Annotated in this window: 13 protein-coding genes; 8 read left to right on the top strand and 5 right to left on the bottom strand. The window is 63.8% G+C overall.

Annotated features, from left to right (window positions below; translation table 11 throughout):
* Nucleotides 1–30 precede the first annotated feature (30 nt).
* On the top strand, nucleotides 31–1,485 hold the full coding sequence (locus tag BV82_RS07690) for a TrkH family potassium uptake protein (RefSeq protein WP_010223033.1): 1,455 nt from the start codon (nucleotides 31–33) through the stop codon (nucleotides 1,483–1,485).
* On the opposite strand, the gene BV82_RS07685 is transcribed toward BV82_RS07690, so the two are convergent.
* Nucleotides 1,442–2,521 (bottom strand): AraC family transcriptional regulator, encoded by a 1,080-nt coding sequence (locus BV82_RS07685; protein WP_010223034.1) that lies wholly within the window; start codon nucleotides 2,519–2,521, stop codon nucleotides 1,442–1,444. The genes BV82_RS07690 and BV82_RS07685 overlap by 44 nt on opposite strands.
* A gap of 161 nt (nucleotides 2,522–2,682) precedes the next feature.
* On the opposite strand from BV82_RS07685, the gene BV82_RS07680 reads away from it, so the two are divergent.
* Both BV82_RS07680 and BV82_RS07675 read left to right on the top strand, forming a co-directional pair.
* Nucleotides 2,683–2,994: an Mpo1-like protein gene (locus BV82_RS07680; protein ID WP_010223035.1), complete on the top strand. Its 312-nt coding sequence runs from the start codon at nucleotides 2,683–2,685 to the stop codon at nucleotides 2,992–2,994.
* A 96-nt stretch (nucleotides 2,995–3,090) separates the two neighbouring features.
* Nucleotides 3,091–3,687, top strand: a complete 597-nt coding sequence (locus BV82_RS07675) for an HD domain-containing protein (RefSeq protein ID WP_010223036.1) — start codon at nucleotides 3,091–3,093, stop codon at nucleotides 3,685–3,687.
* Here BV82_RS07675 and BV82_RS07670 read toward each other — a convergent pair.
* Nucleotides 3,658–4,500, bottom strand: coding sequence for a UDP-2,3-diacylglucosamine diphosphatase (locus tag BV82_RS07670; protein WP_036994245.1), 843 nt, complete (start codon nucleotides 4,498–4,500; stop codon nucleotides 3,658–3,660). The genes BV82_RS07675 and BV82_RS07670 overlap by 30 nt on opposite strands.
* Before the next feature lie 135 nt (nucleotides 4,501–4,635).
* Here BV82_RS07670 and BV82_RS07665 point away from each other — a divergent pair, with 135 nt between their 5' ends.
* Together BV82_RS07665 and BV82_RS07660 are read left to right on the top strand one after the other, a co-directional pair.
* Nucleotides 4,636–5,400: an AraC family transcriptional regulator gene (locus BV82_RS07665; protein WP_010223038.1), complete on the top strand. Its 765-nt coding sequence runs from the start codon at nucleotides 4,636–4,638 to the stop codon at nucleotides 5,398–5,400.
* Nucleotides 5,401–5,478: 78 nt separating this feature from the next.
* Nucleotides 5,479–6,363, top strand: a complete 885-nt coding sequence (locus tag BV82_RS07660; protein ID WP_036994243.1) for a DMT family transporter — start codon at nucleotides 5,479–5,481, stop codon at nucleotides 6,361–6,363.
* 3 nt (nucleotides 6,364–6,366) lie between these two features.
* On the opposite strand, the gene BV82_RS07655 is transcribed toward BV82_RS07660, so the two are convergent.
* The gene (locus BV82_RS07655) at nucleotides 6,367–6,651 is read right to left on the bottom strand and encodes an Rdx family protein (protein ID WP_010223040.1); all 285 of its coding nucleotides are present in this window, start codon (nucleotides 6,649–6,651) and stop codon (nucleotides 6,367–6,369) included.
* 70 nt (nucleotides 6,652–6,721) lie between these two features.
* Here BV82_RS07655 and BV82_RS07650 point away from each other — a divergent pair, with 70 nt between their 5' ends.
* Nucleotides 6,722–8,911 carry a patatin-like phospholipase family protein gene (locus tag BV82_RS07650; RefSeq protein ID WP_036994240.1) on the top strand — a complete coding sequence of 730 codons (2,190 nt, stop codon included), beginning with the start codon at nucleotides 6,722–6,724 and terminating at the stop codon, nucleotides 8,909–8,911.
* Between the two features lie 6 nt (nucleotides 8,912–8,917).
* Here the strand turns inward: BV82_RS07650 and BV82_RS07645 are convergent, their stop codons facing one another.
* Together BV82_RS07645 and recQ are read right to left on the bottom strand one after the other, a co-directional pair.
* On the bottom strand, nucleotides 8,918–9,352 hold the full coding sequence (locus BV82_RS07645) for a MarR family transcriptional regulator (RefSeq protein WP_010223043.1): 435 nt from the start codon (nucleotides 9,350–9,352) through the stop codon (nucleotides 8,918–8,920).
* A 118-nt stretch (nucleotides 9,353–9,470) separates the two neighbouring features.
* Nucleotides 9,471–11,609, bottom strand: a complete 2,139-nt coding sequence (gene recQ / locus BV82_RS07640; RefSeq protein WP_010223044.1) for a DNA helicase RecQ — start codon at nucleotides 11,607–11,609, stop codon at nucleotides 9,471–9,473.
* Between the two features lie 245 nt (nucleotides 11,610–11,854).
* Here recQ and BV82_RS07635 point away from each other — a divergent pair, with 245 nt between their 5' ends.
* Nucleotides 11,855–12,442, top strand: coding sequence for a UPF0149 family protein (locus BV82_RS07635; protein WP_010223045.1), 588 nt, complete (start codon nucleotides 11,855–11,857; stop codon nucleotides 12,440–12,442).
* 10 nt (nucleotides 12,443–12,452) lie between these two features.
* On the top strand, nucleotides 12,453–12,818 hold the full coding sequence (locus BV82_RS07630) for a YbaN family protein (protein WP_010223046.1): 366 nt from the start codon (nucleotides 12,453–12,455) through the stop codon (nucleotides 12,816–12,818).

Genomic DNA, 12,818 nt, shown 5'->3' with positions numbered 1-12,818 from the left:
GCCCTTCCGTTTCGAGTCAGAGCAGATCACATGGCGTTGCCGACCTTAAGGATCATTGGTTTCATCATCGGCATCTTCCTGATCACCCTGGCGATCAGCATGGTCGTGCCCATGGCCACCCTGGTGATCTTCGATCGCACGGGCGACCTGCCGTCGTTCCTCTGGGCCAGCATGATCACCTTTGTTGCCGGCCTTGCCCTGGTCATCCAGGGCCGCCCCGAGCACGTGCACCTGCGCCCCCGCGACATGTACCTGCTGACGGTCAGCAGCTGGCTGGTGGTGTGCATCTTCGCTGCCCTGCCGTTCTTGCTGACCCAGCACATTAGCTACACCGATGCCTTTTTCGAAAGCATGTCCGGTATCACCGCCACCGGCGCTACCGTCCTTAGCGGCCTCGACAGCATGTCGCCAGGCATCCTGATGTGGCGCTCGCTGCTGCACTGGCTCGGCGGTATCGGCTTTATCGCCATGGCCGTGGCGATCCTGCCGCTGCTGCGTATTGGTGGCATGCGCCTGTTCCAGACCGAGTCCTCGGACCGCTCGGAAAAGGTCATGCCGCGCTCGCACATGGTCGCCAAGTCGATCGTGCTGGTGTACATCGGCATCACCACCCTCGGCGCCCTGGCGTTCTGGCTGGCCGGCATGAACGTCTTCGATGCGATCAACCATGCCATGTCGGCGATTTCCACCGGTGGCTTCTCCACCTCCGACCAGTCCCTGGCCAAATGGGACATGCCGGCGGTGCACTGGGTCGCGGTGGTGGTGATGATTCTTGGCAGCTTGCCGTTCGCCCTGTACGTGGCGACCATCCGCGGCAACCGCAAGGCACTGATCAAGGACCAACAGGTGCAGGGGCTGCTGGCCATGTTGCTGGCCACCTGGCTGGTGCTGGGCACCTGGTACTGGGCCACCACCGACCTGCACTGGCTCGATGCCCTGCGTCACGTGGCGCTGAACGTGACCTCGGTAGTGACCACCACCGGTTTTGCCCTGGGCGACTACAGCCTGTGGGGCAACTTCTCGCTGATGCTGTTCTTCTACCTGGGCTTTGTCGGTGGCTGCTCGGGCTCGACCGCCGGCGGGATCAAGATCTTCCGCTTCCAGGTCGCCTACATCCTGCTCAAGGCCAACCTGAACCAGCTGATTCACCCTCGGGCGGTGATCAAGCAGAAGTACAACGGTCACCGTCTCGATGAAGAGATCGTGCGTTCGATCCTGACGTTCTCGTTCTTCTTCGCCATCACCATCTGCGTCATCGCCCTGGCCTTGTCGCTGCTGGGCGTCGATTGGATGACGGCGCTGACCGGTGCCGCCAGCACCGTATCGGGCGTTGGCCCGGGCCTTGGGGAAACCATAGGCCCGGCGGGCAACTTCGCCACCCTCCCGGATGCGGCAAAGTGGATCCTGGCCTTCGGCATGCTCCTTGGCCGCCTGGAAATCATTACGGTGCTGGTGCTATGTATGCCGGCGTTCTGGCGTCACTGACCGATCCATTCTCCAGCGGGGCTGTCGCGGCCCCGCTCAAACGCGCCCGGTACTCGCCAGGCGTGGCGTTGAACCAACGGCGAAATGCCCTGAAGAAATTGCTCGGGTCGGCAAAACCCAACAGGTAGGCGGCTTCCAGCAGGGTCATGTTGGGTTGCGCCAGGTACTGCTCGGCAAGCTCCCGACGGGTATCGTCCAGCAACGTCTGAAAACTCGTGCCCTCTTCCTGCAAGCGCCGCTGCAAGGTGCGCTGCGACAAGTGCAGGGCCTGGGCGATGGTTTCACGCTTGGGCTCGCCCTGGGGCAGCACCCGGCACAGCACCTGGCGTGCACGGTGGGTGACGCGGCTTTCCGAGAAACGCGCCAGGTACTCGCCGGCAAAACGGTCGTGCAGCACGGCCATGGCTTCATTGGCGGTTGGCAGCGGCGCCTCCATGTCGGCGCGCTCGAACACCAGCGCATCGTGCGGCGCGCTGAATTCCAGCGGGGCATGGAAGGCAGTCTTGTAAGGTGTCAGGTCCTTGGGCTGCAACCCCTGGATCAGCACCCGGCGCGGCTGGATCACCCGCCCGCTGAGCCAGCTGCACAGCGACAGCGCGCAGGCCAGCGAGGCTTCGGCGCTATGCCGGGTAGGCGGCAGGTGATCGCCATGGACGGTAAGAATCAGCGCATAACCATCGGGCTGCAGACGAAAACTCAAGTCGGAGCTTTCAGCGATGATCCGCTGATAGCGCACCAGCCGCTCGAAACCTTCGGCCAGGGTGCGGCTCGACATCAGCGCGTAACCGACCACATGAAAGGACGCCGGGCGTACCACCCGTGCCATGTTCAGGCCGATCGCCTGGTTGCCGGAAAGATCGACCGCCAGTTGCCAGAGGCGGGTCATGGAATCCTGGGTGAAACGTGCGTCGGGGTCGTCGAGCGAAGCGAAATCCAGGCCAAGTTGCTTGAACATGGCACGGCAATCGAGCCCTTCCAGTTCGAGTGCCTTGACGATCCCTGATGCCCAGCTTGCTGAAGTGGTTCTTTCGCTCATGGCTGGCTTCTTTTCTTACCGGCAAGCCGCTCCTGCGGCGAACTCAAAGGATACTCAATTGGCGCCTATTGTCACTGCTCTGTCGTGTTACTCACTCTAGACTCAGATCAGGCTCCACGCCGTGTATCTTCGTCAGGTCGAGAAGCCTCTGGAGCAATGTCGTGAACAGCCCTCAGCAGTTTCGCAGTTTTGCCGAGTTCTACCCTTACTACCTGAGCGAGCACAGCAACCCGATGTGCCGCCGCCTGCATTTCGTCGGCACCAGCCTGGTCATCGCCGTGCTCGCCTTTGCCGTGGGCAGCGGCAGCTGGCGGTCGCTGCTGGCCTTGCCCTTTGCCGGTTACGGCTTTGCCTGGGCCGGGCACTACTTCTTCGAGAAAAACCGCCCGGCCACCTTCACACACCCGCTGTACAGCCTGATCGGCGATTTCGCCATGTACCGCGACATGTTGCGCGGCAAGATCAGCTTCTGATTTCGGCCCGCAAGGCCAGAAACCCGTCCCGCGCGGCCACTGTCCCGACCAGCGGTGCGGGTAGAGTGCCTTGAAACACCGCGTCTCGGAGCGCCGATGAATCAGCAGGCTCGTTTCATTCACATGCAGGACGGTACCGAACAGGACTGGGCAATCATTGCCGATGACTTTCGGGCCTATGCCAGCCAACTGGCCAACCGCATCCTGGCGCACTTGCGCCTGCTCGATGGCGACTTTGGCGGCTTTCCCATCGACCGCCTGAGCCATTCGCTACAGACCGCCACCCGCGCCTGGCGCGACGGGCGTGACGAGGAGTACGTGGTCTGCGCGCTGCTGCACGACATCGGCGATACCCTGGGCAGCTACAACCACCCGGATATCGCCGCCGCCATCCTCAAGCCCTTCATCAGCCCGGAAAACCTGTGGATGGTGGAGAAGCACGGGATCTTTCAGGGCTACTACTTTTTCCACCACCTGGGCATGGACCGGCACCTGCGCGAGCAATTCCAGGACCATCCGCAGTACCAGCAAACCATCGAATTCTGCGCCCGCTACGATGCAGCGGCCTTCGATCCGGCCTACGACAACCTGCCCTTGAGCTTTTTCGAGCCCATGCTGCAGCGCCTGTTCGCCCACCCTCGGCAGTCAATCTACAGAGCTGCGCTACAGCAGCCCGCCGCCGCCACCGCCTGAGTCAACCAGCGCCGCAAGCCCGGCTTGGCGCCGGGCGGCTTCGGCCTGGGCATCGGCCAGGCGATAGAGCTCGATGCTGCCATCCCAGTGCTCGATCAGCGCCGTGCACGACTCGACCCAATCGCCACAGTTGAGGTAATCCACCTCGCCGACCTTGCGGATCTCGGCATGGTGGATATGCCCGCACACCACACCGTGGAAACCGCGCTTGACGCATTCATGAGCGATGGCCTCCTCAAAGTCGCTGATGAAGCTGACGGCGGTCTTGACCTTGTGCTTCAGGTACGCCGACAACGACCAGTAGCCGTAGCCATAGCGGGCACGCCAGTGGTTGAGCCAGCGGTTGAGGGTCAGGGTGAACTCGTAGGCCGAATCGCCCAGAAACGCCAGCCAGCGGTGATAGCGGGTGATCACGTCGAACTGGTCGCCATGAATCACCAGCAGGCGCCGGCCATCGGCCGTCAGGTGCTCAGCCTGGTCGACCAGCTGGATATTGCCCAGCACCAGTTGGGAGTAGCGGCGCAGGAACTCGTCATGGTTGCCGGTGACGTAGATCACTTCGGTGCCACGCTTGCTCATGGTCAGCAAGCGGCGGATCACGTTGGTGTGCGCCTGGGGCCAGTACATGCCGCTGCGCAGCTTCCAGCCATCGATGATGTCGCCGACCAGGTAGATGCGGTCGGCCTGATAGCCCTTGAGAAACTGCGACAGGTGCTCGGCCTGGCAATCCCGGGTGCCCAGGTGCACGTCCGATATCCACAAGGTGCGTACGCGCTGTTTGCGCGAGGGTCTGGCAAGCTCGGCACGGGTCATCGGCAGGCTCCGGGAAGGTTTGCGCCAGCTTGCCAAGCGGTGGTTAATCGAAAGTGACCATCAAGTGTCGATCTGATGACATGCCCGCCCCGCCGCTCAGCCTGTACACTGCGGCGATTGCCGGAGGACCTTTCGATGAGCAGCGGCCCGATTCTTTCCCTGCGCCATTATCGCCACGACCTGATCGCCCATAGCCACGAACACCCGCAATTGGTGTTCGGCCTGCGCGGGCGCCTGGAGTTCGAGGTTGAAGGCCGCGGTGCGCGGCTTGATCGCCAGGACCTGATGGTGGTCCCGGCCGGCAGCCACCACACCTGCGGCAGTGCCGCCGGCAGTGATTGCCTGGTGCTGGATATCCCCGCCGACGATTGGCTGAGCCAGCGCCTGGGCGCGCACCTGGATGCCAGTCAACGCCTGCTGGAGCGGGCCGGGTCATTGAACCTGGACCATCGCCAGCAGCAACTGGTGGACTGGCTGGCGGCAAGCCCGATCAACGACCCGCTCATTGCCCAGCAGGGCGCGGTATTGCTGCTGGCCAGCCTGAGCAGCAGCGCGGCACCGACAACGGCGACACCGTCACTGCCGTACGCCCGCTTCGACGCCCATATCGAGCAGAACGCTGCCTACCCGCTGCAGGTAGCCGACCTGGCGCGCCTGGCCGGGCTGTCCAGCGCGCGCCTGCATGCGCGGTTCATGGCCGAATGCGGGGTCACGCCCATGGACTATGTGCGCCAGCGCCGCCTGCTGCGTGCACGCCAGTTGCTGCGCAACACCCAGTTGCCGATCGGCGAGATCGCCTGCCAGGTCGGCTACAGCTCGCAAAGCGCCTTTGCCGCCGCCATGCTCAAGGCCTTTGGCCGCTCCCCCGGCGCCTTGCGGCGAGACTCTGAAGACAATTGACGCGAGGACCGCGACAGACAGTGGCAGCGACCGGCTCGTAAACTGACGCCGCTGCCCTGCCCTACCACAAGGACCACCATGAACCACCGCACTGCCCTCGGCGCCCTGCACATTGGCGCATTGTTCTTCGGCCTGACCGGCGTGTTCGGCAAACTGGCCAGCGCCGCGCCTGCGATCATCGTCTTCGGCCGCGCCGCCTTTGCCGTGCTGGCCCTGGGGGTGTTCGCAGGCGTCACCCGCCAGGCCTGGCACCCCCTGCAAGCGCGGGACTGGCAACGTCTGGCGCTGGGTGGCGTATTGCTCGCCGGGCACTGGGTGAGTTTTTTCATCGCAGTAAAAGTTGCCGGCGTCGCCATCGCCACCCTGGGCTTTGCCAGCTTTCCGGCCTTTACCGTGATCCTTGAAGGGCTGCTGTTTCGCGAACGCATCCGCAGCAACGAGATCATCCTGGTGCTGCTGGTGAGCATCGGCCTGGTGCTGGTGACCCCGGACTTCGACCTGGCCAGCCAGGCCACGGGCGGTCTGCTCTGGGCCCTGCTTTCAGGCCTGTTGTTTGCGCTGCTGTCGCTGACCAACCGCGCCGGTTCCGGGCGCATCCCGGCGGTGCAGGCAGCGCTGTGCCAGAACGCCGTGGTCGCCTTGTGCCTGCTGCCAGCTGCGGCGCCCGCGCTGGGCGCCGTCAGCGCCATGGACTGGCTGTGGATCGGCCTGCTCGGGGTATTCTGCACCGGCGTGGCCCACAGCCTGTTCGTCGCCAGCCTGGCGGTGATCAAAGCGCGCACCGCCGCCGTAGTGTTTGCCCTGGAGCCGGTCTACGGCATCGCCATGGCCTGGGTCATCTTTGCCGAAACTCCGACCTTGCGCATGTTGCTCGGTGGCGTGCTGATCATCCTCGCGATCGTTGTTTCCAGCCGTCTGGCGGCCAGCAACCCACCAGCCAAGACCGTGGCCGTAGAGGGTTAAGGATCAGGGCCGGTCGCTGTGACCGAGGTCGCGCTGCGGATCGATCTGGTCGCGCACGCGCTGCTTGAGCACCTTGGCTTCGGGGAAGCCGCCATCAGCCTTGCGCTCCCAGATCTGCACACCATCGCAGGTGATCCGGAAGGTGCCGCCCGTGGCAGGCTCAAGGGCCACCCGGGCCAAGTCATCGCTGAAGGTGCTCAACAGTTCCTGGGCCAGCCAGGCGGCGCGCAGCAGCCATTGGCATTGGGTGCAGTAGGTAATGACAATTTCCGCTTTAGGCGTGGACATACACTGAACGTCTCCTGACAGGTGGGCATGCTTATACTAGCGGTCTTTAGCCTTCGCTCCGAGAGCCATGATGCACCGCCTGCTGTTATCCCTGCTGCTGTTGTTCGTTTCCCTCCCGCTGCTGGCAGCCGAAGCGCCCCGACCGAAAGTCGGCCTGGTACTCTCCGGCGGTGCTGCCCGTGGCCTGGCGCATATCGGTGTGCTCAAGGCCCTGGAAGAACAGGGCATCAAGGTCGATGCCATTGCCGGCACCAGCATGGGTGCGGTGGTGGGCGGCCTGTACGCCTCCGGCTACAAGGTCGAGGAGCTGGAAAAACTGGCGCTGGGCATCGACTGGCAACAGGCGCTGTCCGACGCTCCGCCGCGCAAGGACGTGCCGTTCCGGCGCAAACAGGATGACCGCGACTTCCTCGTCAAACAAAAGCTGAGCTTTCGCGACGACGGCAGCCTGGGCCTGCCACTGGGGGTGATCCAGGGCCAGAACCTGGCGCTGCTGCTGGAAAGCATGCTCGCCCACACCAGCGACACCCGCGACTTCGACAAGCTGCCGATCCCCTTTCGCGCCGTGGCCACCGACATCGCCAGCGGCGAGAAAGTGGTATTCCGCCGTGGCCACCTGCCCCAGGTGATTCGCGCCAGCATGTCGATCCCGGCGGTATTCGCCCCGGTCGAGCTCGATGGCCGGCTGCTGGTCGATGGCGGCATGGTCGACAACATCCCGCTGGACGTTGCCCGCGAAATGGGCGTGGATGTAGCCATCGTCGTCGATATCGGGACCCCGCTGCGCAGCCGCAAGCAACTGACGACCGTGGTCGATGTCCTCAACCAGTCGATCACCCTGATGACCCGGCGCAACTCCGAGGAGCAACTGGCGGCCCTGCACCGCGACGATATCCTCATCCAGCCACCGCTGTCGAGCTTTGGCGTCACCGATTTCGGCCGCGCCCAGGACATGATCGACGTCGGCTACCGCGCGGCCCGCGCCCTGGATGCACGCCTGGCGGTGCTCAAGCGCCCGCCAACTACCGATGGTGAGCTGCTGGCCGCCCGTTCACCGAGCCAGCGCACCCCGGTGATCACCGCCATCCGCATCGAGAACGACTCGAAAGTCAGCGACGACGTAATCCGCTACTACATTCGCCAACCCATCGGCGAGCCGCTGGAACTGGGCCGCCTGCAGACCGACATGGGCACCCTCTACGGCCTGGACTACTTCGACCGGGTGCAATACCGGGTGGTGCACAAGGGTAACGACAACACCCTGGTGATCAACGCCCGTGGCCGTCGCGGCGGCACCGACTACCTGCGCCTGGGCCTGAACCTGTCGGACGACATGCGCGGCGACAGCGCCTTCAATATCGGCGCCAGCTACCGGGTCAATGGCATCAACACGCTCGGCGCCGAATGGCTGACCCGCGCCCAGATCGGCGACCAGCAGGAGCTTTACAGCGAGTTTTATCAGCCGCTGGACGCTGGTTCGCGTTACTTCATCGCCCCATACATCGACCTGGGCTCGCAGAACATCGAGGCCACCCTGGACGACGACCCGATTGCCGAGTACCGCCTGGAACGCTACGGCTTCGGCCTCAACCTGGGGCGCCAGATCGGCAACAACGGTGAAGTGCGTTTCGGCGTTGGCCAGGCCTGGGGCCAGGCCGAGGTGCGCATCGGCGACCAGGACCTGCCCAAGGTCAACTTCAACGAAGGCTTCTATGAGCTCAAGTATTCGTTCGACACCCTCGACAACGTCTACTTCCCCCATAGCGGCGAAGACATCAACCTGACCCTGCGCCAATACGACCCGAACCTGGGCTCGGACCAACGTTACCGGCAGTGGGATTTCAATCTGGACAAAGCCATGAGCAGCGGCCCCAACACCTGGGTGGTGGGTGGCCGTTACGGCAGGACCCTGGATGATGCCGAGGTGGTCACCTCAAGCTTCGTGCTCGGCGGCGCCCGGCAACTGTCGGGTTTTCGCCAGGACTCGGTGTCCGGGCAGAACGTCAGCCTGATGCGCGTGGTCTATTACCGCCGCCTGACCCCGCGCGCCTACCTGCCGCTGGACTTCCCGCTGTACCTGGGCGGTTCGCTGGAACGCGGCCGGGCCTGGAACAACGACAACGAATTCGACAGTGGCTACATCAATGCAGCCAGCATCTTCGTCGGTTTCGAGACGCCCCTGGGGCCGCTGAACTTCAGCTACGGGGCCAATAGCGAGAATCAGAAGGCGATGTACCTGAACCTGGGTCACACCTTCTGAGGGGGCTCAGGACTTTTCCAGGTTGGCCAGGATTCGTGCATGGACGCGCATGCAGATGCGCAGTTCCTCTTCGTCGACGCCGACAAACAGCTCGGCGCGCAGGGCGTTGGCAATGGTTTCGATCTGCTCGATCAGCGGCGTGGCCGGCGGGCAGAGGACGATCTTTTTCGCCCGACGATCCTCCAGCACCGCCTGACGGCGTACCAGGCCCTGGGTTTCCAGGCTGTCGAGCAGGCGAGCCAGGGTCGGGCCTTCGACCCCGACACTCTGGGCCAGCTCGCGCTGGGTCGGTGCTTCGTCGAATCGGGCCAGATGCAGCAGCACCAGCCAACGGGCCTGGGACAGGTTCAGCCCGGCCAGGCGGCGATCCAGTTCGGCGCGCCAGCCGCGGGACATGTGTGCCAGCTGCATCCCGAATTTGTGTTGGTCGGTCAACGGCATAGAGAAACTCATCATCAGAACTAATTATTAGTCAGCTAATCATGACCGTGAGCCGCAAGCAAGGCTCATACGGCTGGCAGTGCTTGGATAATCGTTATAAATGATGACAAAGCCGGGTTTACATCTCGAATTCAGCCGCCAGCGCAGCCCGCACGCAATACAGCACGCCTTCGGGCACCCGTGCGCCAAACTGTTCGGCAATGGCTGACACCGGCGGCAGCTCGCCTTCACCATCGAGGAAGGCATCCTGTATCTCGCCCAACAACTCTTCCGGCAGGTCCAGGGCCTGGTCCAGCGACAGTTCCTGGCGGCCGATGGCTTCGGCGAGCAAGCTGTAGACGTTCTTTTCGCTGCAGTTCAACTGCCCGGCGATCTGCATCGGGGTCATGCCGGCACGGGCCAGGCTGACCAGTTCGTGGCGCAGGTCGGTGACGATCTTCGGCGCCTCGACGCCACCGCCCAGCACTTCGAGGAAGGCTTCGCCGTAGCGCTCCAGCTTGCGCGCGCCAACACCGCTGACCCGGCCCATTTCGCTGAGGCTGGTGGGCTGGCTGCGTAGCATTTCCAGCAGGGTCGAGTCGGGGAAGATCACATAAGGCGGTACGCCGTGCTCTTCTGCCAGCTTGCGCCGCAGCGCCCGCAGGGCTTCCCACTGCTCGCGCTCGTCGCCGCGCACCAACTGGCTGGCCGGGCTGCCGCCACTGCTGGCGCCGCCCTTGCTGCTGGTTTGTGGCTTGAGGTCCTTGCGCAACTCAAGGCTGACTTCGCCGCGCAACAACGGCCGGCAGCTGTCGGACAGGCGCAGGCCACCGTAGCCTTCGAGGTCGATGTCGGCCAGGCCGCGTGCCACCAGCTGGCGGAACAGCGAGCGCCAGTCGTGCTCGGAACGGTCCTTGCCAACGCCATACACGGCGAGCTTCTCGTGGCCGAAGTTGCGGATCTTTTCGTTGTCGCGGCCCAGCAAGACATCCACCAGGTGGCCGACGCCATAGCGCTGACCGGTGCGATAGACCGCCGACAGCGCCTGGCGCGCAGGCTCGGTGGCGTCCCAGGTCTGCACGCCATCGATGCAGTTGTCGCAATGACCGCACGGCTGGGGCAACTCTTCGTCGAAGTAGTTGAGCAGGGTCTGACGGCGGCAGCGGGTTTCTTCGCACAGGGCCAGCATGGCATCGAGCTTGTGTTGCTCGATGCGCTTGTGGCGCTCGTCACCCTCGGAGTTCTGCAGCATCTGCTTGAGCATCACCATGTCCTGCAGGCCGTAGGCCATCCAGGCATCGGCAGGCAGGCCGTCACGACCGGCACGGCCGGTTTCCTGGTAGTAGGCCTCGAGCGACTTGGGCAGGTCCAGGTGGGCGACGAAGCGCACGTTGGGTTTGTCGATGCCCATGCCGAAGGCGATGGTGGCGACCATGATCAGGCCTTCCTCGTTGAGGAAGCGCCGCTGGTTGGAGGCCCGGGTCTCGGCAGGCAGGCCGGCGTGGTAAGGCAGGGCCGGGAAGCCCTGCTCACACAGGTAGGCGGCCACATCGTCGACCTTCTTGCGCGACAGGCAGTAGACGATACCGGCGTTGCCACGCCGCTCGCCGAGGAACGCCAGCAACTGCTTGCGTGGCTGCTCCTTGGGCACGATGCGGTAGAAGATGTTCGGCCGGTCGAAACTCGACAGGAAACGCTCGGCGTTCTGCAGGTGCAGGCGGGTGACGATCTCTTCGCGAGTGCGCATGTCCGCGGTGGCGGTCAGGGCAATGCGCGGCACATTCGGGAACAGTTCGGCCAGTTGCCCCAGTTGCAGGTACTCGGGACGGAAGTCATGGCCCCATTGCGATACACAGTGGGCTTCGTCGATGGCGAACAGGGCGATGTCGAGGGTGCGCAAGAAGTCGAGCATGCGCGGCTGCACCAGGCGCTCGGGGGCCAGGTAGAGCATCTTCACCTCGCCCCGGCGAATACGCCCGGCCAGCTCGCGCTGCTGCTCGGCGCTGAGGGTGGAATTCAGCGAGGCGGCGGCGACGCCCAGCTCGTCGAGGGTCGCCACCTGGTCATCCATCAACGCGATCAGCGGTGACACCACCACCGCCAGGCCCGGGCGCAGCAGGGCCGGGACCTGGAAACACAGCGACTTGCCGCCGCCGGTGGGCATCAGTACCAGCGCATCGCCACCCTTGGCCACGCACTCGATGATCGCACCCTGGCGTCCCCGAAAGCTGTCGTAACCGAAGATGTCCTTGAGGACGCGCTGAGCCTGTTCGAGCATAAAAACTCCAAAAATCGCAGAACCATCCTGGGCACAGGCTGGACGAAAAACCCGCTGGCAACACGCAAAAATGCGTAAGCGGCTTTTACCCGACCCCCGAGTTGCGAGGGCCCTAGGATAAAAACCGGGCATTATACCGGAGCCTGCGACCTTGCAGGATGCTCTGCGATAGACGTCTTCCTTTGCATCGTTTGCGCTGCAAGGTGCTAGAATTCAGTATCGTTTATTCCCAAGGTAGCCCCGTAATGTCCTTCGCCGAGCAACTGACCCGCCTGCAAGCCTTCCTCGACGCCGACGAGCTGCACGAAGAGGCGCTGGACTACGTGGCCGCTCACGGCTTCCTGACCGCGCTGTCGATTGGTGCCGAGGAAATCCCCGAGCGCGAATGGATCGATGCCCTGTTCGCCGAAGAGCCGCATTACAAGGACGACGCCCAGCGTCAGGACATCGAAGCCACGCTGATCCAGCTCAAAGCCCACGTTGCCCGCCAACTGGCCAGCGACGAGGAATTCGAGCTGCCTTGCGACCTGGACCTGGGTGACGACCCGGATGACTCCGACCTGCGCGGCTGGTGCATCGGCTTCATGGAAGGCGTATTCATGCGCGAGGAAGCCTGGTTCGAGACCGCTGAAGAAGAAGTCAGTGAAATGCTCCTGCCGATCATGGTCGGTTCCGGCCTGTTCGATGAACAGCCAGAGTTCGCCGACATCGCCAGCGACGCCAACCTGATGGACGACATGATCGTGCAGATCCCGGAAGCCCTGACTGCGCTGTACCTGTTGCTGCACGCACCGGACGAAAAACCGGCACTGCTCAAGCCTCGCCACCACTGAGTCGGCGTCAATGCGCTACCTGCTGCTGGCCACCGGCTGGCTCAGCGTTGCGCTGGGGGTGATCGGGATCTTCCTGCCGGTACTGCCCACCACCCCGTTCCTGCTCCTGGCCGCTGCGTGCTTTGCGCGCAGCTCGCCGCGCTTTCACCACTGGCTGGTCAACCACCCCAAGCTCGGGCCGTGGATTCGTGACTACCTCAGTGGCGAAGGCATTCCCCTCAAAGGCAAGGTCTACGCCATCGGCCTGATGTGGCTGAGCATCGGTTTGTCCTGCTACCTGGTGCCGCTGATCTGGGCGCGGGGGTTCATGCTCACCAGCGCGGTGCTGGTGAGCATTTACATCTTGCGGCAAAAGACCCTGCGGCGTCCGTCCTGA

It is taken from the genome of Pseudomonas donghuensis, assembly GCF_000696345.2.
In the GTDB taxonomy this organism is placed as follows: Bacteria; Pseudomonadota; Gammaproteobacteria; order Pseudomonadales; family Pseudomonadaceae; genus Aquipseudomonas; species Aquipseudomonas donghuensis.
Note: the sequence above shows the minus strand (reverse complement) of the source record. Positions and strands in the feature narration are given on the sequence as shown.